This is a genomic window from Thauera aromatica (genome assembly GCF_023093595.1).
Classification (GTDB): domain Bacteria; phylum Pseudomonadota; class Gammaproteobacteria; order Burkholderiales; family Rhodocyclaceae; genus Thauera; species Thauera aromatica_A.
This window is the reverse complement of the sequence record NZ_JALLIK010000109.1, coordinates 85367-105856: the sequence shown is the minus strand read 5'-3', so window position 1 is coordinate 105856 and position 20490 is coordinate 85367. Positions and strand designations below refer to the sequence as shown.

Annotated in this window: 21 protein-coding genes; 9 read left to right on the top strand and 12 right to left on the bottom strand. The window is 67.7% G+C overall.

The features are described 5' to 3' along the window. Nucleotides 1-90 precede the first annotated feature (90 nt). Nucleotides 91-1269 carry a methyltransferase gene (locus MXC99_RS15055; protein ID WP_432654258.1) on the top strand — a complete coding sequence of 393 codons (1179 nt, stop codon included), beginning with the start codon at nt 91-93 and terminating at the stop codon, nt 1267-1269. On the opposite strand, the gene MXC99_RS15050 is transcribed toward MXC99_RS15055, so the two are convergent. After that, nucleotides 1256-1918, bottom strand: a complete 663-nt coding sequence (locus MXC99_RS15050) for a sulfite oxidase heme-binding subunit YedZ (RefSeq protein WP_247726227.1) — start codon at nt 1916-1918, stop codon at nt 1256-1258. The two genes, MXC99_RS15055 and MXC99_RS15050, sit on opposite strands and share 14 nt — an antisense overlap. 117 nt (nt 1919-2035) lie before the next feature. Beyond that, entirely contained in the window at nt 2036-2968 is a 933-nt protein-coding gene (gene msrP / locus MXC99_RS15045; RefSeq protein ID WP_247726226.1) for a protein-methionine-sulfoxide reductase catalytic subunit MsrP, read from the bottom strand. A gap of 228 nt (nt 2969-3196) precedes the next feature. Between msrP and aroG the strand changes: the two genes are divergently transcribed. Both aroG and dinB read left to right on the top strand, forming a co-directional pair. Next, nucleotides 3197-4282, top strand: coding sequence for a 3-deoxy-7-phosphoheptulonate synthase AroG (gene aroG / locus MXC99_RS15040; RefSeq protein ID WP_282099849.1), 1086 nt, complete (start codon nt 3197-3199; stop codon nt 4280-4282). Nucleotides 4283-4432: 150 nt separating this feature from the next. Then, nucleotides 4433-5506: a DNA polymerase IV gene (gene dinB / locus MXC99_RS15035; RefSeq protein ID WP_247726323.1), complete on the top strand. Its 1074-nt coding sequence runs from the start codon at nt 4433-4435 to the stop codon at nt 5504-5506. Here dinB and MXC99_RS15030 read toward each other — a convergent pair whose 3' ends face one another. Beyond that, a complete protein-coding gene (locus MXC99_RS15030) occupies nt 5507-6058 on the bottom strand; it encodes a cob(I)yrinic acid a,c-diamide adenosyltransferase (RefSeq protein WP_247726225.1) in 552 nt (183 codons plus the stop codon). Nucleotides 6059-6206: 148 nt separating this feature from the next. Here MXC99_RS15030 and alaS point away from each other — a divergent pair, with 148 nt between their 5' ends. Further along, nucleotides 6207-8828: an alanine--tRNA ligase gene (gene alaS, locus MXC99_RS15025; protein WP_247726224.1), complete on the top strand. Its 2622-nt coding sequence runs from the start codon at nt 6207-6209 to the stop codon at nt 8826-8828. Nucleotides 8829-8933: 105 nt separating this feature from the next. On the opposite strand, the gene MXC99_RS15020 is transcribed toward alaS, so the two are convergent. Together MXC99_RS15020 and MXC99_RS15015 are read right to left on the bottom strand one after the other, a co-directional pair. Then, on the bottom strand, nt 8934-9131 hold the full coding sequence (locus tag MXC99_RS15020) for a hypothetical protein (RefSeq protein WP_247726223.1): 198 nt from the start codon (nt 9129-9131) through the stop codon (nt 8934-8936). A gap of 132 nt (nt 9132-9263) precedes the next feature. Beyond that, complete coding sequence (locus MXC99_RS15015) at nt 9264-10655, bottom strand: phosphomannomutase/phosphoglucomutase (protein ID WP_247726222.1); 1392 nt, start codon at nt 10653-10655, stop codon at nt 9264-9266. A 234-nt stretch (nt 10656-10889) separates the two neighbouring features. On the opposite strand from MXC99_RS15015, the gene rfbA reads away from it, so the two are divergent. After that, a complete protein-coding gene (gene rfbA, locus MXC99_RS15010; RefSeq protein ID WP_247726221.1) occupies nt 10890-11774 on the top strand; it encodes a glucose-1-phosphate thymidylyltransferase RfbA in 885 nt (294 codons plus the stop codon). After that, the gene (gene rfbC / locus MXC99_RS15005; RefSeq protein WP_247726220.1) at nt 11774-12319 is read left to right on the top strand and encodes a dTDP-4-dehydrorhamnose 3,5-epimerase; all 546 of its coding nucleotides are present in this window, start codon (nt 11774-11776) and stop codon (nt 12317-12319) included. The genes rfbA and rfbC overlap by 1 nt, the downstream gene beginning before the upstream one ends. A 43-nt stretch (nt 12320-12362) precedes the next feature. Here the strand turns inward: rfbC and MXC99_RS15000 are convergent, their stop codons facing one another. The 3 genes from MXC99_RS15000 to MXC99_RS14990 form a co-directional block, all read right to left on the bottom strand. After that, complete coding sequence (locus tag MXC99_RS15000; protein ID WP_247726219.1) at nt 12363-12791, bottom strand: YybH family protein; 429 nt, start codon at nt 12789-12791, stop codon at nt 12363-12365. 106 nt (nt 12792-12897) lie between these two features. Continuing rightward, nucleotides 12898-13098 (bottom strand): zinc-finger domain-containing protein, encoded by a 201-nt coding sequence (locus MXC99_RS14995; protein WP_075149338.1) that lies wholly within the window; start codon nt 13096-13098, stop codon nt 12898-12900. A gap of 26 nt (nt 13099-13124) precedes the next feature. Next, entirely contained in the window at nt 13125-14045 is a 921-nt protein-coding gene (locus tag MXC99_RS14990) for a branched-chain amino acid transaminase (protein WP_075149337.1), read from the bottom strand. A 174-nt stretch (nt 14046-14219) separates the two neighbouring features. Between MXC99_RS14990 and MXC99_RS14985 the strand changes: the two genes are divergently transcribed. From MXC99_RS14985 to mnmA, 3 genes are read left to right on the top strand one after another with little or no spacing between them, the layout of a single operon-like run. Continuing rightward, nucleotides 14220-14672: an NUDIX hydrolase gene (locus tag MXC99_RS14985; protein ID WP_247726218.1), complete on the top strand. Its 453-nt coding sequence runs from the start codon at nt 14220-14222 to the stop codon at nt 14670-14672. Between the two features lie 10 nt (nt 14673-14682). Beyond that, nucleotides 14683-15423 (top strand): hypothetical protein, encoded by a 741-nt coding sequence (locus tag MXC99_RS14980; protein ID WP_247726217.1) that lies wholly within the window; start codon nt 14683-14685, stop codon nt 15421-15423. A 13-nt stretch (nt 15424-15436) separates the two neighbouring features. Further along, nucleotides 15437-16534 (top strand): tRNA 2-thiouridine(34) synthase MnmA, encoded by a 1098-nt coding sequence (mnmA, locus tag MXC99_RS14975; RefSeq protein ID WP_247726322.1) that lies wholly within the window; start codon nt 15437-15439, stop codon nt 16532-16534. Here the strand turns inward: mnmA and MXC99_RS14970 are convergent. The 4 genes from MXC99_RS14970 to MXC99_RS14955 form a co-directional block, all read right to left on the bottom strand. Next, nucleotides 16524-17489: a hypothetical protein gene (locus MXC99_RS14970; protein ID WP_247726216.1), complete on the bottom strand. Its 966-nt coding sequence runs from the start codon at nt 17487-17489 to the stop codon at nt 16524-16526. The genes mnmA and MXC99_RS14970 overlap by 11 nt on opposite strands. Nucleotides 17490-17600: 111 nt before the next feature. Continuing rightward, nucleotides 17601-18176 carry a DUF2062 domain-containing protein gene (locus MXC99_RS14965; protein WP_247726215.1) on the bottom strand — a complete coding sequence of 192 codons (576 nt, stop codon included), beginning with the start codon at nt 18174-18176 and terminating at the stop codon, nt 17601-17603. Between the two features lie 171 nt (nt 18177-18347). Then, on the bottom strand, nt 18348-18800 hold the full coding sequence (locus MXC99_RS14960; protein WP_247726214.1) for a SixA phosphatase family protein: 453 nt from the start codon (nt 18798-18800) through the stop codon (nt 18348-18350). Nucleotides 18801-18906: 106 nt separating this feature from the next. Then, nucleotides 18907-20439, bottom strand: a complete 1533-nt coding sequence (locus MXC99_RS14955) for a CYTH and CHAD domain-containing protein (protein ID WP_247726213.1) — start codon at nt 20437-20439, stop codon at nt 18907-18909. Nucleotides 20440-20490: the final 51 nt, after the last annotated feature.

Sequence of the window (20490 nt, the reverse complement as noted above, 5' to 3'; positions counted from 1 at the left end):
GGCCCGGCGGGAGTGGACTGCGGTCGTGCCGCGCCTGCGGCCGCGGACGATGGGCGGCGCGAAGAAAGGGGCGAAGAGAGGCCGCACGCGGTGGCCGACTCTGCGGCCCGGAGTTCCCGTCTGACGTGGATTGAAGACGGAGAGGCCCGCAGCGCGCGCTGGCGCACCGAGAGCGGGCAGGCGCCGCCGAAGCGGGTGGTGGTGGCCGACGACACGATGACGGCCGACGCCGCCTGGCGGCTCGCCTGCGAAGGCACCGCCCTGCTGTGGCGGGGCGACTACCACAACGCCCGCCAGCTGCTCCAGGCCATGGGCCGGCGTGCCGACCGCGGTCCGCGCAAGCGCGCCCGCGAACCGGCTGCGGCGGCCGAGGCCTTCCACCTCCACCGCATGGCCCAGGCCCAGCGCGCCCGTGCGCTGGGAATGCTGCTGATCCCCTTCGAGGGTGCGGCGCGCATTGCCCTGCGGCGGGCACCGGACGTCGCCGAAGCCGTGGCCGAAGCGATTGCCGGCACCCCCGATGCGGACCTGCCCGCGGCGCCGTTCGTGCTCTCCCTGCGCGAGCTGCTCGGCCTGATCGGTGCGCACGAGTGGCGGCGCAAAGGCGTGTGGGTGCCGGCGCTGGAGGCGCGCATCCATCCCTGGTACGGGGTGTTCTCGCCGCTGCGCGGCGAATACCTGGATCTGATCGCACGCGTTCCCCTGCCGTCGCCGCGGCTGGCGTTCGACATCGGTACCGGCTCCGGGGTGATCGCCGCCCTGCTGGCGCGGCGCGGGGTGGCCCGGGTGGTGGCGACCGATCAGGATGAGCGGGCGCTGGGCTGTGCACGTGAAAACCTCGGCCGTCTGGGGCTGGCCGGTGGTGTCGAGCTGCTGCGGGCCGATCTCTTTCCCCCCGGCCGCGCGCCGCTGGTGGTGTGCAATCCGCCCTGGGTCCCGGCCAAGCCGGGGGCGGTGATCGAGCACGCGGTGTACGACCCCGACAGCCGCATGCTGCGCGGCTTTCTCGCCGGGCTGGCGGCGCATCTGGAGGCGGACGGCGAGGGCTGGCTGATCCTGTCGGATCTCGCCGAGCACCTCGGCCTGCGCACGCGCGCCGAACTGCTCGGCTGGATCGAGGCGGCCGGGCTGGAGGTGGCCGGCCGCGAGGACATCCGCCCGCGCCACCGCAAGGCCGCCGACGCCGGCGATGCGCTGCACGCCGCGCGTGCGGCCGAAGTCACTTCGCTATGGCGGCTGGCGGTCTCGCCTCGGGCTACTTCGGCATGATCCGGATCAGCGGGCGCTCGAGGTGCTTCGCCGGCGGCGGCACCGACAGCTGGCGGCGGCGCTCCTGTTCGCGCCACCCTGCGCGCAGGCCCAGCAGCACGGCCAGGATCGCAGCGTAGAGCAGCGGTTCGCGCAGGTCGGCTTTCACCAGCCACCAGAAATGCACCACCGCGAGGATCGCGATGCCGTACACCGCGCGGTGCAGCGCCTGCCAGCGGCGGCCGCCGAGACGGCCGATGGCGAAGGCGTTGGAGGTGGCAGCGAGCGGCAGGAGCAGCACGAAGGCGGCGAAACCGACGCTGATGAACGGGCGCTCGAGGAGGTCGCGGGCGATCGCGCCCCAGTCGAAGAACTGGTCCAGCCACAGGTAGAGGGCGAAGTGCGCCGCGGCGTAGGCGAAGGCGTACAGCCCCAGCATGCGGCGCAGGCGCAGCAGCCAGTGCAGGCCGCTGAGGCGGCGCAGCGGCGTTACCGTGAGGGTCAGCAGCAGAAAGCGCAGCGCCCACTCGCCGCTGTCGCGGGTGAGAGTCTCGACCGGGTTGGCGCCGAGGGTGTCGGCCTGCCAGCCCAGGGCGAGCCGTGCGGCGGGGAGCAGGCAGAGCACGAAAAGCAGCGCCTTGATCGACGAGATCCGGCGTGCGGAAGGCATTCGCAGCGAAGGCGGAAGAAGAGGCATGGCGGCGGGCGGGTAAGCAATAAGAAAGAGAGGGCGAAGGTGGAAGGGCGGGCCAAGGGGCGGAAGACGGTTCGAGAAGAAGGCTCCGGTTCAGAACTCCTTCGCCAGATCCATGCCCTGGTAGAGGCCAGCGACCTGTTCGGCGTAGCCGTTGAACATCAGGGTCGGGCGCTTGCGCAGTTCGCCGATGCGGCGCTCGCTGGCCTGGCTCCAGCGTGGATGGGCGACCTGCGGGTTGACGTTGGAGTAGAAGCCGTACTCCTGCGGTGCCGCCAGGTTCCATGCGGTGGCGGGCTGGTGTTCGACGAGGCGGATGGCGACGATCGACTTTGCGCTCTTGAAGCCATACTTCCATGGCACGACCAGGCGCAGCGGGGCGCCGTTCTGGTTCGGCAGGCGTTCGCCGTACAGCCCCAGGGCCAGGATCGTCAGCGGATGCAGGGCTTCGTCCAGACGCAGGCCTTCGCGGTAGGGCCAGTCGAGGATCGGCCGCCGGAGCATGATCGCCGGGTCGTAATGGCTGACGAACTCGACGTACTTCGCGCTGCCCAGCGGTTCCACTTCCTTCAGCACGGCGGCAAGGGGAAAGCCCAGCCACGGAATCACCATCGACCAGCCTTCGACGCAGCGCAGGCGGTAGATGCGCTCCTCCAGCGGCGCCAGCTTCAGCACATCGTCGATGTCGAAGCTGCGCGGGCGGGCGGCGAGGCCTTCGACGCGCAGCGTCCACGGGCGGACCTGCATTTTCGCAGCGTGGCGTGCAGGGTCGGCCTTGTCGGTGCCGAATTCGTAGAAGTTGTTGTAGCCCGTCACCGCCTTGTGTGCGGTGAGCGGCTCGGCCGTCGAGTACGGCGAAGGCCGGCCATCCAGGCGGCTTGCCGCCAGCACCGGCAGACCGTGCCAGAGAGCGGCGCCCGCGGTCAGGCCGAGGGCGGTGTGGGCGAGGAAGCTGCGCCGTGCCTCGAACAGCTTGCGCGGCGTGATCTCGGACGGGGGGAGGTCGGGAGGGGGCTTGATCAGCATGGCGGCGGGTCTCTGTGGGGATTGTTCTATAAAACTACAATGATTGGACCGTTTTTACCGAGTCTTATTCCGTTGATGATGCCCGCTGCCCGAAAAAACGCCGCAAACGGGGCAAGATGCCGCAAACAGGGCGACTGCCGGGTCTTCCGGCCGTTGGCGCAGACCCAGCCGCGCCGTGCTTTGGGCTAGAATCGGAAGCTTCTTCCAGCCTTGACGCAGAGTTCGAGCATGCCCGCCTCCATGAAGATCCACATCGACGACGTCCGCATCCAGGAAATCAAGGAACTCGTGCCGCCGGTGCACGTGTTGCGCGAGTTTCCGGCCACGCCGAAGGCGGCGGGAGTCGCCTACGAGGCGCGCCAGGGCATCCACCGCATCCTTTATGGCGCCGACGACCGCCTGCTGGTGGTGATCGGGCCATGCTCGATCCACGATGCCGCGGCCGCAATCGATTATGCGAACAAGCTCAAAGTCGAGGCCGACCGGCTCAAGGACGACCTCCTCGTGGTGATGCGGGTGTATTTCGAAAAGCCGCGTACCACGGTGGGCTGGAAGGGGCTGATCAACGATCCTTACCTCGACAACAGCTTCCGCATCAACGAGGGCGTGCGCCTCGCGCGCAAGCTGCTGTGGGAAATCAACGAGCTCGGCCTGCCGGCGGGCACCGAGTTCCTCGACATGATCACGCCGCAGTACATCGCCGACCTGATCGCCTGGGGGGCGATCGGCGCGCGCACCACCGAAAGCCAGGTCCACCGCGAACTCGCTTCCGGGCTGTCGTGCCCGGTCGGCTTCAAGAACGGCACCGACGGCAATCTGCGCATCGCGGTCGATGCGATCAAGGCCGCGCAGGCGCCGCACCACTTCCTGTCGGTGACCAAGGCCGGCCATTCGGCGATCGTGTCCACCCGCGGCAACGAGGACTGCCACGTGATCCTGCGCGGCGGCAAGGAGCCGAACTACGACGCCGCGAGCGTCGATGTCGCAAGCAAGGAGCTGGCCGCCGCCAGCGTCTGCTCGAAGGTGATGATCGATTTTTCCCACGCCAACAGCCGCAAGCAGCACCGGCTGCAGATCGAGGTGGCGAAGGATACCGCCGCCCAGATGGCCGCCGGCGATGAGCGGATCATGGGGGTGATGGTCGAGTCCCACCTCAAGGAAGGGCGCCAGGACCTGATGCCGGGCAAGGAGCTCGAGTACGGCAAGAGCATCACCGACGCCTGCATCGGCTGGGAAGACAGTGTGCAGGTGCTCGACCTCCTCGCCGAGGCGGTGCGCCAGCGCCGGGTCAAGCGCGCGGCCGAGTTCGAGTGAGCGGTTGAAGGCGTGCCGGGGCGCCGTTCGCGCCGGCGCGCCCTTGCCGTTTGCGGCACGGGGTGGAGTCATGGGCGGGCCGTTTTACCGGGGCATGGGTGCGGACCGGGCCGGCGCGCGCCGCGATACCGGAGGACTCCCGGTGTGAGCATGGCCACGCGCAAGATCATCCATTGTGACTGCGATTGTTTCTATGCCGCGGTCGAGATGCGCGACGACCCTTCGCTGCGCGGGCGCCCGCTGGCGGTCGGGGGGCGGGCCGAGACGCGCGGCGTGATCGCCACCTGCAACTACGAGGCGCGCGCCTTCGGCGTGCATTCGGCGATGCCGACCGCGCGGGCGCTGCAGCTATGCCCCGGGCTGATCCTGCTGCCGCCCGACTTCGAGCGCTACCGTGCCGCTTCGCAGCGGATTCTCGCCATCTATCGCGGGTACACCGCGCTGGTCGAGCCGCTGTCGCTCGACGAGGCCTATCTCGACGTCAGCGGCGTGGACCGCTGCCGCGGCTCGGCGACACTGATGGCGCAGGAAATCCGCGCCCGCATTCGCGACGAAGTCGGCATCACCGCCTCGGCCGGGATCGCCCCCAACAAGTTCATCGCCAAGGTGGCGAGCGACTGGAACAAGCCCGATGGCCAGTTCGTCGTCCGCCCGCAGGATGTGGATGCCTTCGTCGCCGCGCTGCCGGTGAACAAGATCTTCGGCGTCGGCAAGGTCACCGCGGCCAAGCTCAACCGGTTCGGCGTGCACACCTGCGGCGACCTGCGTGGCTGGAGCGTAGCCGATCTCGCCCGTGAATTCGGCAGCTTCGGCGCCAGCCTGCACCGGCTGTGCCGCGGCATCGACGAGCGCGCGGTGCAGCCCGACCGTGTGCGCAAGTCCTTGTCGGTCGAAACCACCTACACGCCGGACCTGCACGACCTGGCGGCCTGCCGTGCCGCCCTGAGTGCGCTGCTGGAGGATTTCCGCCGCCGCTTCGAGCGCGCCCGCGACCGTCCTGCGGTGCACAAGGCTTTCGTCAAGGTGCGCTTCTCCGACTTCAGCCGGACCACCGCCGAATGCCTCAGCAGCGCGCCCGACGAGGCGGTGTGGCTGCGACTACTGGGCGAAGCGCATGCGCGCAAGGCGTTGCCGGTGCGCCTGCTCGGTGTCGGCGTGCGCTTCGACGAGCGCGCCGACACCGAGCAGGCGAAGGTCCAGGGCTCCCTGTTCGAGGCGGGTTGATCAGGCGTTCTTGCGCTTCTGCCACAGCACGTCGTCGCGCCCAGCGGCGCGGTTGAGCACGCGGCCGAGGACGAAGAGCAGATCGGAGAGGCGGTTGAGGTACTGGCGCGGGCCATCACCGACCGCTTCTTCCAGCGCCAGCGCGACCAGCGCGCGTTCGGCGCGGCGGCATACGGTACGGGCGTGGTGGGCGAGCGCCGCGGCGCGGCTGCCGCCGGGCAGGATGAAGTCCTTGAGCGGCGGCAGCGCTTCGTTGAAGCCGTCGAGCGTCTCTTCCAGGCGGGTCACCTGCTTGCCGGTGATCATGCTCATGCCGGGGATGCACACTTCGCCGCCAAGGTCGAACAAGTCGTGCTGGACGTCGGTGAGCAGCGTGCGCACTTCGTCGGGCAGCGCCTCGCACAGCAGCAGGCCGACCACGGCATTGGTCTCGTCGACTTCGCCCAGGGCGTGGATGCGCAGGCTGTTCTTCGATACCCGCTTGCCGTCGCCCAGGCCGGTGGTGCCGGCGTCGCCGGTACGAGTGTAGATCTTGGAGAGGCGGTTGCCCATGGCGTCCTCGATGGTGGATGGCGCGAAGGCCGATTATAGGCGAAGGCAGGCGGCGCCGAGCGCCGCCCGGCCGTGCCCCTAAGCGCATGATAAACTTGCGCATTCGCCTGCACTCCGGGCTTTTCGTCCAGAACCCACGCACACTCCCATGAAATCCGCCGAAATCCGCGACGCCTTCCTCAAGTTCTTTGAATCCAAGGGCCACCAGATCGTGCCCTCCAGCTCGCTGGTGCCGCACGAGGACCCGACGCTGTTGTTTACCAACGCCGGCATGAACCAGTTCAAGGACGTCTTCCTCGGCTTCGACAAGCGTCCCTACAGCCGCGCCACCACCTCGCAGAAATGCGTGCGCGCCGGGGGCAAGCACAACGACCTTGAGAACGTCGGCTACACCGCGCGCCACCATACCTTCTTCGAGATGCTGGGCAACTTCAGCTTCGGCGACTACTTCAAGCGCGACGCGATTTCGTACGCCTGGGAGCTGCTCACCGAAGTCTTCAAACTGCCCAAGGACAAGCTCTGGGTCACGGTGTACGCCGAGGACGACGAGGCGTTTGAGATCTGGACCAGGGAAGTCGGCGTGCCTTCCGAACGCGTGATCCGCATCGGCGACAACAAGGGCGCGCGCTACGCCTCGGATAACTTCTGGATGATGGGCGACACCGGACCTTGCGGCCCGTGCACGGAAATTTTCTACGATCATGGTGAGCACATCTGGGGCGGCCCCCCGGGATCGCCCGAGGAAGACGGCGACCGCTACATCGAGATCTGGAACAACGTGTTCATGCAGTTCAACCGCGACGAGGCCGGGGTGATGCATCCGCTGCCCCGGCCCTCGGTCGACACCGGCATGGGCCTGGAGCGCATTGCGGCGGTGCTGCAGGGTGTGCACGCCAACTACGAGATCGACCTCTTCCAGGCCCTGATCAAGGCCGCCGCGCGGGAGACCTCCAGCGCCGACCTGGATTCGCCTTCGCTCAAGGTGCTGGCCGACCATATCCGTGCCTGCTCCTTCCTGATCGCAGACGGCGTGATTCCGGGCAACGAGGGCCGCGGCTACGTGCTGCGCCGCATCATCCGCCGCGCCATCCGCCACGGCTACAAGCTCGGTGCACGCGCCGCCTTCTTCCACAAGATGGTGCCGGACCTGGTCGGCGAGATGGGCCGCGCCTATCCCGAACTGAAGGACGGCGAGCGCCGCATCACGGACGTGCTGCGTCAGGAGGAGGAGCGTTTCTTCGCCACCATCGAGAACGGCATGGCGATCGTCGAAGCCGAACTCGCCGCGATGGAAGACGCCGGCAAGACCGTCTTCGACGGCAATACCGCGTTCAAGCTCCACGACACCTACGGCTTCCCGCTCGACCTCACCGCCGATATCTGCCGTGAGCGTGACGTGACCGTGGATGCCGTCGCCTTTAATACCGCGATGGCGCGGCAGAAGGAGCAGGCGCGCGCCGCGGGCAAGTTCAAGATGGCGGCCAACCTGGAGTACGACGGCCCCGCGACCACGTTCCACGGCTACGAGCTGCTGGAAGAGAAGGGCAATATCCTCGCCCTGTACAAGGACGGCGCGCCGGTCAATGAGCTGCTCGAAGGCGAGATGGGCGTGGTTGTGCTCGATCACACCCCGTTCTACGCCGAGTCCGGCGGCCAGGTCGGCGACCGCGGCGAACTGCGCGCTACGGCCGGGATCTTCGGCGTCGAGGACACGCAGAAGATCCAGGCCGCGGTGTTCGGCCACCACGGCGTGGTCCGTACCGGAAAGCTGGTCGTCGGCCAGGGCGTGAGCGCCCGGGTCGACGTCGCTGCGCGTGCCGCGACTGCGCGCAATCACTCGGTCACCCACCTGATGCACAAGGCCTTGCGTGAAGTGCTCGGCACCCATGTGCAGCAGAAGGGCTCGCTCGTCGATCCCGACAAGACCCGTTTCGACTTCGCCCACACTGCACCGATGAGCGCCGAGGAAATCCGTGAGGTCGAAGAGATCGTCAACCGCGAGATCCTCGCCAACACCGACACCCGCGCCGAGCTCATGGCGCTCGATGCGGCGCAGAAATCCGGTGCGATGATGCTGTTTGGCGAGAAGTACGCCGACGAAGTGCGGGTGCTGTCGATCGGCAGCTCGAAAGAGCTGTGCGGCGGTACCCACGTCTCGCGCACCGGCGACATCGGTCTGTTCAAGATCACCAGCGAAGGTGGTGTGGCCGCCGGCATCCGCCGCGTCGAGGCGATGACCGGAGAGAACGCGCTGCGCTACCTGCAGGAGCAGGAGCGCCGGGTGCAGGGCATGTCCGCGCTGCTGAAAGTGCAGCCGGATGAAGCCGCCGAACGTGTCGCCGGCATCCTCGACAGCGTCCGCATGCTGGAAAAAGAAGTCGCGCGCTTGAAAAGCAAGCTCGCCGCCAGCCAGGGCGACGATCTCGCCGGGCAGGCGGCGGAGGTCAACGGCGTCAAGGTGCTGGCGGCGGTGCTCGAAGGCGCCGACGTACCCACCCTGCGTGAAACCCTGGACAAGCTCAAGGACAGGCTGAAAACGGCGGTGATCGTGCTCGCGGCGGCGAGCGAAGGCAAGGTCAGCCTGATCGCCGGCGTCACTGCCGACCAGACCGGCAAGTTCAAGGCCGGCGAGCTGGTCAACTTCGTCGCCCAGCAGGTCGGGGGCAAAGGAGGCGGCCGTCCCGACATGGCCCAAGCGGGCGGCACCCGGCCGGAAAACCTGCCGGCGGCACTGGCTGCGGTGCAAGGCTGGGTGGAGGCGAAGCGCTAACCCGCCCGCCGAAACAAAGCTTCAGGCGCGCACGCATGCAGCCTTGCTGTCGCCGCCGCACGGGGGTGGGCTGGGCGCGATGGCTGGCGTGCAGCGGGTGAAGCACTAAGCCGCGGGCGAAATCCTGTGCCTCACGGCGGCCTGGTTGGCCAGTACGCGACGTTGAACCATCGGCGGGACGAGGTGCTCGTTCATGAACGACTTGGCGCTCGCGGGCCGCCCGCCGCGCATGAGGTAAGCCACGACGTCGTCGACGACCTGTGCCGTCTGCCAGTCCGCACGGCTGTAGTTCCGGTTCGTCATGGCCTACTCCTCGAGCACCCCCGCTCCTCTATAAATAGTACGCGTCCCCGTATTTTGTCCATGCCGGGAAAGGCATCGGCCGTGCTGCCTAGTGTGCGGGGGCGGTGCATCTTCCCCCGCAGCGCGAGGGCTTCAGAACGGCAACTTCAGCCCCGGCCAGACGCTGTCGATCGCGCTGCGGAAGGCGCTCTGGATGCGTGCCAGGGCGCCTTCGTCGTCGGCTTCGAAGCGCAGCACCACCACCGGCGTGGTGTTGGAGGCACGGGCGAGACCGAAGCCGTCGGCGTATTCGGCGCGCACGCCGTCGAGGGTGATCACTTCGCCGGCGCCGTCGAAGCGTGCCCCTTGCTGCAGCCGGCGCACCAGCTCGAAAGGTTCGCCCTCGTTCATCTTCAGGTTGAGCTCGGGCGTATTGACCGCATTCGGCAGCGCTTTCAGTGCGGCGTTGGGGTCGGGACGCGCGGACAGGATCTCGAGCAGGCGGGCGCCGGCATAGAGGCCGTCGTCGAAGCCGAACCAGCGTTCCTTGAAGAACATGTGGCCGCTCATCTCGCCGGCGAGCGGAGCGCCGGTTTCCTTCAGCTTGGCCTTGACCAGCGCGTGGCCGGTGTTCCACATCGTCGGTTTGCCGCCGCGCGCGCGGACCCAGGGGGCGAGGTTGCGCGTGCATTTGACGTCGAAGATGATCTCGCCGCCGGGCACGCGGGTCAGCACGTCCTCGGCGAACAGCATCAGCTGGCGGTCGGGGAAGATGATCTCGCCGTCCTTGGTGACCACGCCGAGGCGGTCGCCGTCACCGTCGAAGGCGAGGCCCAGTTCGGCGTCGGTGTCGCGCAGGGCGCGGATTACGTCCTGCAGGTTCTCGGGCTTGGACGGGTCGGGGTGGTGGTTGGGGAAGCGGCCGTCCACCTCGCAGAACAGCTCGATGACTTCGCAGCCGAGGCGGCGGAACAGTTCGGGCGCGATGCCGCCGGCGACGCCGTTGCCGCAGTCGACGACGATCTTCATCGGGCGCGCGAGTCTGACGTCGGCGACGATACGGTCGAGGTAGGCGGCGCGGACGTCGGCGCTGCGCAGCGCGCCTTCGCCGGCCGCCAGGTCGTCGTCGACGATGCGCCGGCGCAGGGCCTGGATCAGCTCGCCGTACAGGGTCTGCCCGCCGAGCACCATCTTCAGGCCGTTGTAGTCGGGCGGGTTGTGGCTGCCGGTGACCGAGACGCAGGAGTCGCAGCCCAGGGCGTGGGCGGCGAAATAGGTCAGCGGGGTGGGCACGCAGCCGATGTCGATGACGTCGACGCCTGCGGCGCGGATGCCTTCGGCGAGCGCTCCGGCCAGCGCCGGGCCGGACAGCCGGCCGTCGCGGCCGACGGCGATCGCCCGCTGGCCGCGCGCGACCGCTTCGGACCCCAGAGCGTGGCCGATCGCGCGTGCCGCGTCGGGCGTCAGCACGGTGTCGACGATGCCGCGGATGTCGTAGGCCTTGAAGATTTCGGGAGCGGGAGGGGCGTAGCGAGGAGTGGTCATGAGGCTGTCCGGAAGGAAAAAGCGAAAACGAAAGCGGTGATGGAGGTGCGCATTCTATGCCCCTTGGCCAGGGAGTGAAGACCTGCGCCCGGAGCCGTGGCCGATCTTCGCCGCGCCGCCGGCGGATGGAGGCGGAGCGTGCTGGAAGTCGGGTTCTTTTTTCGGGGCGGGAGGGAGGGTTTACAATCCGCGCCGGGCATTTTCCGCCTTTTCCTTTTTGCGAGCAGGATTCCGATGACGACACGCAAGGGCATCATCCTCGCCGGGGGCTCGGGCACCCGGCTGCATCCGGCGACGCTGGCCGTTTCCAAGCAGCTGCTGCCGGTCTACGACAAACCGATGATCTACTATCCGCTCACCACGCTGATGCTGGCCGGAATCCGGGAGATCCTGATCATCTCGACGCCGCAGGATACGCCGCGCTTCAGGCAGTTGCTGGGCGATGGCAGCCAGTGGGGGGTGCATTTCGAGTACGCTGTCCAGCCCAGCCCGGACGGCCTTGCCCAGGCTTTCCTGATCGGCGAGGATTTTCTCGCCGGCGGCCCTTCGGCCCTGGTGCTGGGGGACAACCTGTTCTACGGTCACGATCTTGCCGATGCGCTGCAGCGGGCCGCGCTGCGTACGGTGGGCGCCTCGGTGTTCGCCTATCCGGTGCAGGACCCGGAGCGCTACGGAGTGGTCGAGTTCGACCGTGACGGGCGTGCGGTGAGCCTGGAGGAAAAGCCGGTGCGGCCGAAGAGCCGCTACGCGGTCACCGGGCTCTATTTCTACGATGAAAGGGTGGTCGAGGTGGCGCGGGGCCTGCGCCCGAGCGCACGCGGGGAGCTGGAGATCACCGACGTGAACCGGCGCTACCTCGAATGGGGCGAGCTCGACGTGCAGGTCATGGGGCGCGGCCATGCCTGGCTGGACACCGGCACCCATGAAAGCCTGCTCGAGGCGGGGATGTTCATCCAGACCATCGAGCATCGCCAGGGCCTGAAGGTCGCCTGCCCGGAAGAGGTCGCCTGGCGGGAGGGCTGGATCGATGCTGCGCAGTTGCAGGCGCTGGCGGCGCCGCTGGCCAAGAACGGCTACGGGCAATATCTGCAGCGGCTGCTGGAAGAAAAGGTGTTCTGATGAAGGTCACGCAAACGGCGATTCCGGAAGTGCTGGTGCTGGAGCCGAAGGTGTTCGGCGACAGCCGCGGTTTTTTCCTCGAAAGCTTCAATGCGCGCGCTTTTCGCGATGCCACCGGGGTCGATGCGGTGTTCGTCCAGGACAACCATTCGCGCTCGGCGAAAGGGGTGCTGCGCGGCCTGCACTACCAGATTCGGCAGCCGCAGGGGAAACTCGTCCGTGTCGTAAACGGGCGGGTGTTCGACGTCGCGGTGGATCTGCGCCGCCGCTCGCCGACCTTCGGCAAATGGGTGGGAGTGGAGCTGTCGGCGGACAATCATCGCCAGCTGTGGGTGCCGCCGGGCTTCGCCCACGGCTTCGTGGTGCTCAGCGACAGCGCCGACTTCCTGTACAAGACGACCGATTACTACGCTCCCGAATACGAGCGCTGCCTGGCCTGGAACGACCCCGCGGTCGGCGTCGGGTGGCCGCTGGAAGGCGCGCCGCAGCTGTCGGGGAAGGATGCGCAGGGCAAAGCGCTGGCCGAAGCGGAAACCTTCGACTGAGTTCCGGAAGGGAGGTGGACGGGGGCAGGGGCCGACCCCGTCGTCAATGCACGACGCGCGGCGATAATTCGCCGAAATCGCCCGGTTCGGGCAGCAGCGAGGCGTGGTGCAGCACCATGCGCCAGCCATGGGCGCCGCGGACGTAGACGTTGGTCGCCGCGACCGGTGCGATGTGCCCGCTCTCGCCGGCGATGCCGATGCGCTCGATCACGCTATGGACCGCCATCGCCGCGCTGGCGCTGACCACCGCCTGGCCGATGTCGATCTCGAGGGCGATGCCGCCGGAAAAGATCTGGCGCCAGGTCTCGCGCACGGCCGCCAGCCCGACGATGCGCAGGCCGGTGGGGTGGACGCAGACGACCTCTTCGTCTTCCGACCAGACCGACATCAGGGCGTCCAGGTCGCCATGGGTCAGCGCCTTGTAGAACGCCGCTTCGGCATCGAGAGCGGTGGTGTAGATCGGAGGGCTCACGCGGCGGGCAGGGGGAGGAGGGGGGCGCCCGGCTACGGGCTGCCCGGAAACGGCGAAGGGGCCCGGAGCCTCCGTGTCGAACCGGGTGGTGGGCCGGGTTTGCGTTTCAGTGGTGCCCCTTCGGGCGCTCGCCGGTGAACACGTAATGTGCGCTGCAGTACGGGCATACGGCCTCGCCGGTCTTGAGGATGTCGAGGAAGACGCGCGGGTGGCGCGCCCACAGCGGCGCTCCCGGAGGCGGGCAGTGCAGGGGGAGATCCTTCGCGGCAATGGCGACGGCCTGGGTCTTGTCGGTGTTTTCAACCATGGGACGATTCTCGCAGAACGAAGGTGTCAGACGTGGGCCAGCCAGTGGCCGTACTCGGGCGCGCGGCCATTGACGACGTCGAAGAAGCGGGCCTGGATCTTCTCGGTGACCGGGCCGCGCCTGCCGGCGCCGATCGTGCGGTCGTCGAGTTCGCGGATCGGCGTCACTTCGGCCGCGGTGCCGGTGAAGAAGGCTTCGTCGGCGAGATAGATGTCGTCGCGGGTGAGGCGCTTGGCCTGGACTTCGTAGCCGAATTCGCGGGCGATGGTGATGACCGAGTCGCGGGTGATGCCGGTCAGCGCGGAGGCGATTTCCGGTTCGAAGATCTTGCCGTCCTTGACCACGAAGAGGTTCTCGCCTGCGCCTTCGGCAACGAAGCCCTGGTTGTCGAGGAGCAGGGCCTCGTCGTAGCCTTGCTTGGTGACTTCGAGGTTGGCCAGGATCGAGTTCGGGTAGGTTGCGGCGAGCTTGGCGCGCGGCATCGTCGAGTTGACGTGGTGACGGGTGTAGGAGGAGGTCTTGATGCGGATGCCTTTCTCCAGCCCTTCCTCGCCCAGGTAGGCGCCCCACGGCCAGGCGGCGATGGCGACATGCACGGTCGCGCCGCGGGTGGAGATGCCCATTTTTTCCGAGCCGTAGAAGGCGATCGGGCGCAGGTAGCAGGATTCGAGCTTGTTCGCGCGCACGACCTCCTTCTGTGCCTCCATGAGTTCATCCTTCGAGTACGGGATGTCCATCATGTAGATCTTGCCCGAGTTGATCAGGCGCTGGGTGTGCTCGGCGAGGCGGAAGATGGCAGTGCCGGAGACGGTGTTGTAGGCGCGCACGCCTTCGAAGACGGCCAGCCCGTAGTGCAGGGAATGGGTCAGCACGTGGGTGGTCGCTTCGCGCCACGGAACGAGCTTGCCGTCTTGCCAGATGAAACCGTCACGATCAGCCATGGACATGATCAAAATCTCCGCCTGTATCAAGAATGGGTGCGCTCCGCGGTGCGCGGGCGCTGAGCCGTGCAATTCTAGCGCAAAGCCGTCGCCGGGGCGGTGGCGAGTGCGCTCCGGGCGGCGGCGTGGAGCGTGCTACGGGTTAAAATGCGCCCCCCTGTCCTGGCGGAGTGGCGAGACATGAAAGAGCGCAGCTGGAAACCCAACGTCACCGTTGCCGCAGTGATCGAGTGCGACGGCCGCTTTCTGCTCGTCGAGGAAAAAACGCCCGAGGGGCTGCGTTTCAATCAGCCTGCCGGCCACCTGGAAGAGGGCGAGTCGCTGCTCGAAGCGGTTGTGCGCGAGACGCTCGAAGAGACCGCCCACCGCTTCATCCCGGAATACCTGGTCGGGGTCTACCAATGGACCCGGCCGCAGGGCGACATCACCTACCTGCGTTTCGCCTTCGGCGGGCGGGTCGATGGCGAGGTGCCCGGGCGGCGGCTCGACGAGGGCATCGTGCGTGCGCTGTGGCTGACGCCCGACGAGCTGCGCGCCACGGCCGAGCGCCATCGCAGCCCGCTGATCCTGCAGTGCGTCGACGATTGGGTCGCCGGGCAGCGTTTCCCGCTGTCGCTGCTGCGCCATTCCTGATGTGCGGGCGATGTGGATGGCGTTGCCGCGGCGGTGTCTCCTGTTCCTTTCCGTTTTTCTTTGCGCCTTCCTCTCCGTCCCCCTCGCTGTCGGTCTGTCGCCACGGGCGGGAGCGGCCGGCCCGGAAGCGGCGGGGGCGCGGTTCGATATCTGCTATAACTACGGCTGCCGGCACGAGCAGACGGTCGCGATCGACGCCGGGCAGCTCGAGCGGGTGCGCCGCAAACTGGCTTGGGCCGGGGATGCGTCCGCCGAGCGCGCCGCCCTGGCCGAAGTGCTGGGCTGGCTGTACCGGGAGGCGGGAACGCAGACGCCGGTCGGCTCCGACCGGCGTGGCAACCTGCTCGATGGCGGGGGCGACGGGCGCATGGATTGCATCGACCATTCCATCTCGACGACCCGCATGCTGCGGTTGCTCGAGGCTCGAGGCTGGCTGCGTTTTCACCGGGTGCTGCCGCGCGCACGGCGCAGTCGCCTGATCTTCCAGCACTTCAGCGCCGTGATCGAGGAGCTGCCTCCTCCCGCGCGGGCGCCTGCGGGGCCGGAAATTCCGGATCACGTGGGGACTTTGCTCGCCCTGTGCGACTGCCCCGGCGTGGTGCTCGACATCCCGACGGAAGCGCGGGTCGAGATGCCAGCGTCGGTGGGAACGCATTATGCGGTCGATAGCTGGTTCGTCGACAATGGCGAACCGGCGGTCGTGTTGCCGCTTGCTGAATGGCTCAATGGAGGTGGACCGAATGTCCAGTAAGGATGTGGGTGGGATGAAGGTGGTCGTCGGCATGTCCGGCGGGGTCGATTCGTCGGTGACGGCGCTGCTGCTCAAGCAGCAGGGCTACCAGGTGACCGGCCTGTTCATGAAGAACTGGGAGGACGACGACGATTCCGAATACTGCTCGACGCGGCAGGACCTGGTCGATGTCGCCTCGGTGTGCGACGTCATCGGCATCGACCTCGAAGTGGTGAATTTCAGCGCGGAATACAAGGACCGCGTGTTCGCCGACTTCCTGCGCGAGTACGAGGCCGGGCGTACGCCCAACCCCGATATCCTGTGCAACTCCGAAATCAAGTTCCGCTGCTTTCTCGATCACGCCCTGCAACTCGGCGCCGAGCGCATCGCCACCGGCCACTACGCCCGGGTGCGGGAATGGACCAACGACGGCCGCAGCGAGTACCAGTTGCTGAAGGCCGAGGACGGCACCAAGGACCAGAGCTACTTCCTCTATCGCCTGACCCAGGCGCAACTGGCGAAGACGCTGTTCCCGCTCGGCACCTTGTACAAGCGCGAGGTGCGCCGGATCGCGGAAGCTGCCGGCCTGCATGTGGCGGCGAAGAAGGACTCGACCGGCATCTGCTTCATCGGCGAGCGCCCGTTCCGCGAGTTCCTGATGCGCTATCTGCCGGCGCGGCCGGGCGAGATCCGCGCGCTCGACGACGAGCGCGTGCTCGGCGAACACCAGGGGCTGATGTACCACACCATCGGTCAGCGCAAGGGGCTGCTGATCGGTGGGATCAAAGGCAACCAGGACGAGGCCGGCGAGCACGAGGCCTGGTACGTGGCGAAAAAGGACGTCAAAGCCAACGTGCTCTACGTGGTGCAGGGCCATGAGCATCCAGCGCTGCTGCGCGACCGCCTGGTGGCCACCGACCTCAACTGGATCTCCGGCCGCGACCCGCACACCCACTGGGTGTACACCGCCAAGCCGCGCTACCGCACGCCCGACATGCCGTGCGAGATCGAGCGCATCGCCGGCGGCCGTGCCGAGATCGCCTTCGCCCAGCCGCAGTGGGCGCTCACGCCGGGGCAGAGCGTGGTGGTGTACGAATCGAACGTGTGCCTGGGGGGGGGCGTCATTGCCTGAGCGCCTGAGCCGGCGTGCTTTCAGCGCCGATCGCGGTGAACGGTGCGTAGGTGGTGCCCTGCGTGAGGGCGGCGAATGTTTCGCAGCGCCCGATGTATTCGCGCGCGCTCTTGGGCATGGTGACGCGGGCGCGAGTGATGTAGGTGAGCAGATCGCGCCCCTGCAGGATCAGGCGCATGCCATCGCTGGCGAGTTGGCGCTCGTGCGCACTCGAAACCGGGGACAGGCCGGGCGCGATCGCGGCGAGCCGTTCGGAGGCGACGACAAAATCCGCCCACACATCGAAGATCTCGGTGTCGGTGCGCAGCGTCTCGCACTTGATCTTGGCGAGGCGGACGAAATCGGCGATGAGCGGCTCGATGCCGCGGAAAAGCGGAGTAGAGCCGAATGCGCCCGCCATTGCCGCGGCGATGCGGTCGAGGTCGCGAAGGGCCTGGGCGATCTTGATGTAGCGGCTTTCATAGAACGCTTCGACCGGAATCGAGAAGGCGCGGAACGGCTCGCCCCACAGCTCGTCGATGCCTTCATCCCCGCTGCGGTGCAGGACGAGGCGGCCGAGAGTCAGCGCTTCGCGCAGGCACAGACCGCATTCGCGCATCAGGGCGTTGTCCGAGTCGATCTCGATGCCCAGTTCCTGCAGCTCGACGAGCTTGGTGAAGATGTCGGTGGCGCGGTTGAACAGTGCGCCGGCGAACATCGCGCCCTTGACCCGCTTGCGCGCCGGGTCCTGCTCCTCTTCGTAGGTCTTGCGGGCGTCGTCGAGACGCTTGCCGGGGATGTTGATGCCGTGTTCGACGTGGTTGAACAGGCGCCGGGTGAGGGCCTGGATCAGCTGTTTCTTGGCGGTCAGGGAGTCGGCGGGGGGATCGTAGACCTTGATCCAGTAACCGTCGTAATGGACCCGACGGACGCCGTCGATGACGGCCTGGGTGCCGTCGGGAATGGGGGCGTTCATTACCGTGCTTGCTTGAGTCGGAATGGGCAGGGGACGAAGGATACGCCTGCGTTCCGCGCTTGTGTGAATCGATCCGCCGCGCCGCCCGCCCCGTGCTCGCGGGGTAGCGGATCAGCTGCTGCCGAGCGGCCCGGGGGGAATGACCCCGGGCCGCGCTTGCCGGTTACGGCGGGCGTGCCGCCGTTTGTTCGCCACCTTGATGCGCCAGAACAGCTGAGTGCCCCAGTAACCGAGGGCCGCGCCGGTGACGGCCATGATCAGCATTCCCACGAGCAGGGGCTGGCCGATGCCGGTGACCCAGAGCCAGGCCTGGGCGAGCGAGTCGATCATGCGGATCGGCGCCTCGACGTCGCCGGGGGTGAGGTCGGCCGGCGTACGGGTGCCGATCACGCCGGCTCCGAGCCGATAGGCGAAGTAATAAAGGGGGGCGTAGGTCAGGGGATTGCTGATCAGGGTGGAGACGGCGGCGATCCACAGGTTGCCGCGCAGCAGCAGTGAGGCCATGGCGGCTGCGGGGATCTGTGCGATCGGGATCATCAGCCCGAAGAACATCCCCACGGCAACGCCGCGTGCGACTGCGCGGCGATTGATGTGCCACAGCAGCGGGTCGTGAATGCGTGGCCCGAGCCAGCGCAGCAGGCGGCTGCGCTTGATGGCGTCGTGGGAGGGCAAGAAGCGTTCGAGCATGTTCCGTTCCGGACCGAAGAAAGCATCTTACGCATTGCACTGGAAAGCACAAGCGGCAGCTTGGGGGGCTCCTCGCCGCGTGTCGGGTGAGAGCTTCCGGAAACCGCATCCGGGCCATGAGACCGATTGCGGGGGCAGGAATTCACCCGCTCGGCGCCCGCCGGGGGGGCGCTACAGAAGGTCGCAAGGGATCGCCGCGCGCAGCACGGTCTGGGTTTCGCCTTCCCGGACGCGGTTGGTGAACCACCACAAGGCTCCCTTCTTGATCGTCCAGTCGGCTTCCGCGCCGGACAGCAGCAGCGCGGCGAGGCGGCCGAGTGCGGGCTGATGACCGACCACAAGGGTGGCGCCGCTGGCATCGGGCCAGCCGCTGGCAGCGAGCAGGTCGGCGACGCTGCCGTCCGGGCCGAGTCCGGCTACGATGCGGAAATCGTCGGTGAGCGCCGACGCGGTCTGGCATGTACGCAGGCTCGGGCTGGCCAGCACCCGTAGATCCTTGGGGCGGTGGGCTTCGATCCAGTGTGCCATGCGTCGGGCCTGCTCGAGGCCGCGAGCGGTGAGTGGGCGAGTGTGGTCGGGGAGGCCATCGGCGGCTTCCGCGTGGCGCCAAAGCAGCAGGTTCATGTCGCAGTTCTCCCCGGGGGTAAGGGCCGGCATCATCGGGGCCGGGATTATCGGCGCTTCGTGTTGCCGGGGGATGACGGCCGCTGTACGCAGGTGCCGGACGGCTTCACCATGGCCTGCGCCCATGCACCAGAGGGTGGCAGTTGCGGATCACCCGCTCGCGCAGGCGAGTGTAGCGCGGGGCATGCCAGCCGAGCACGAACGCGGCGGCGGGGGCGATCGCCGGCTGGGCTGCGCTCCATTGTGCGAGCCGGGCGCGGGCGGCATCGACGTCCTGCAGGAAACCGAGCGTGGTCTGGGCGTGCGCAAGTCGTTCCTGGTAGCGCTTCATCGTCTTGGCCGGAAACAGCGGGGCGAAGAATTCGGCGCCGTAGCGCAACTGCTTGAAGCTGATCCGCAGTGCGTGAAGGGCGGTGGGTTCGCGGGTGGCGGCAGCGTCGAGTTGCCGTCGTCCGCGTTTGCGCAGGCGCTCCAGGCGCAGGCGGGCGAAGGTGCGCAGATCGGCAGCCTCGAGCAGGCTGTTGCTTGCCAGCCGTTCCAGGGCGAGGGTGAATTCGAGCAGCAGCCTGCCTTGGGCGGCGATGTCGAGCGCGTGCGCGCTGCGGTGCCGTGCATCCATCCGTGCGTTTTCCGCGGTCCCCCGTAGCAGCGCCATGGCGTCGGCGTCGGCGAGCCCTTCGGTGCGGACTGCTGCGAGCAGTTCGGCGCAGAACACGTCGAGGTCGCGGGCGTCGCCGAAGCGGTTGGCATTGTCACGGAGGCGGGCATTCCAGGTGGCGACGAAGCCGAGCGGCAGGGCGGGAGCAAAGATTTTGAGCAGGGCACGCAGGCGGCGCTGCGAGACCCGCAGCTGGTGGATGCACTCGGAGAGGACCGCCTTCGGGGAGGCGGGGGCGGATGCTGCCGTGGCGTTGGCCTGCCACTGGCGCACGCAGGCCAGCGCCAGGTTGCGGAAGGCGTCGATCAGGCCGTCGCCGGCGGCGATGGTGGAAGGCTCGCTGCGACAGGGGGCGGGCGGCGGTGCATCGCGAAACAGCCGGTAGCCGCGCTCGGCTTTGGAAAGGTCGGCCGGCATCAGCGGCAGATCCTGTGCCAGCGCGCAGGCGAGTTCGAGCAGATCGGCAGGCTGGCCCTGTTCGAGTTCCAGTTCCAGCTCGCAGATCGGCGCCCGGCGCTCGACTCCTTCGGGTGTGCTCAGGACGACTTCCCCGGTGTCGATCATCAGCAGGATGGCGAGCCCTTCGCGGGGGGAATGGCGCCAGGTTTCGCGGCGGAAGCGGGTGGTGAAGACCGGCACCAGGGCGTCGTGATGACGGTCGAGCAGGCGGCGCGTCGCGGGATCGTCGACGGCGGAAAAATCGAACACTCCGTCATGGTCCTGCTCCCATTCCGGACGCTGCGACAAGCCGCCGCTGGAGAGTGCCGCGCATTTGACGGTTTGCAACGTGCGCCGGCCTTGCCGGCGGATGCGTACCGCGACTTTGTGCGCCTTGAGCTGCAGTGCCGGGGTGTCGTAATAGGTGTTGTCGAGGGTGACGGCGTTGCCGAGGCGGGTTGCCGGCGCTGCCCGCAGATGGCGGCGCAATGCCGGCAAGGCGTCGTGCGGCAGGGCTAGCTTGAGTTCGATTTCGCAGCTCATGGGAACCTGGATGGCGGACCGTGACGGTGAAGGCCGCTGAATTCTAGTTGC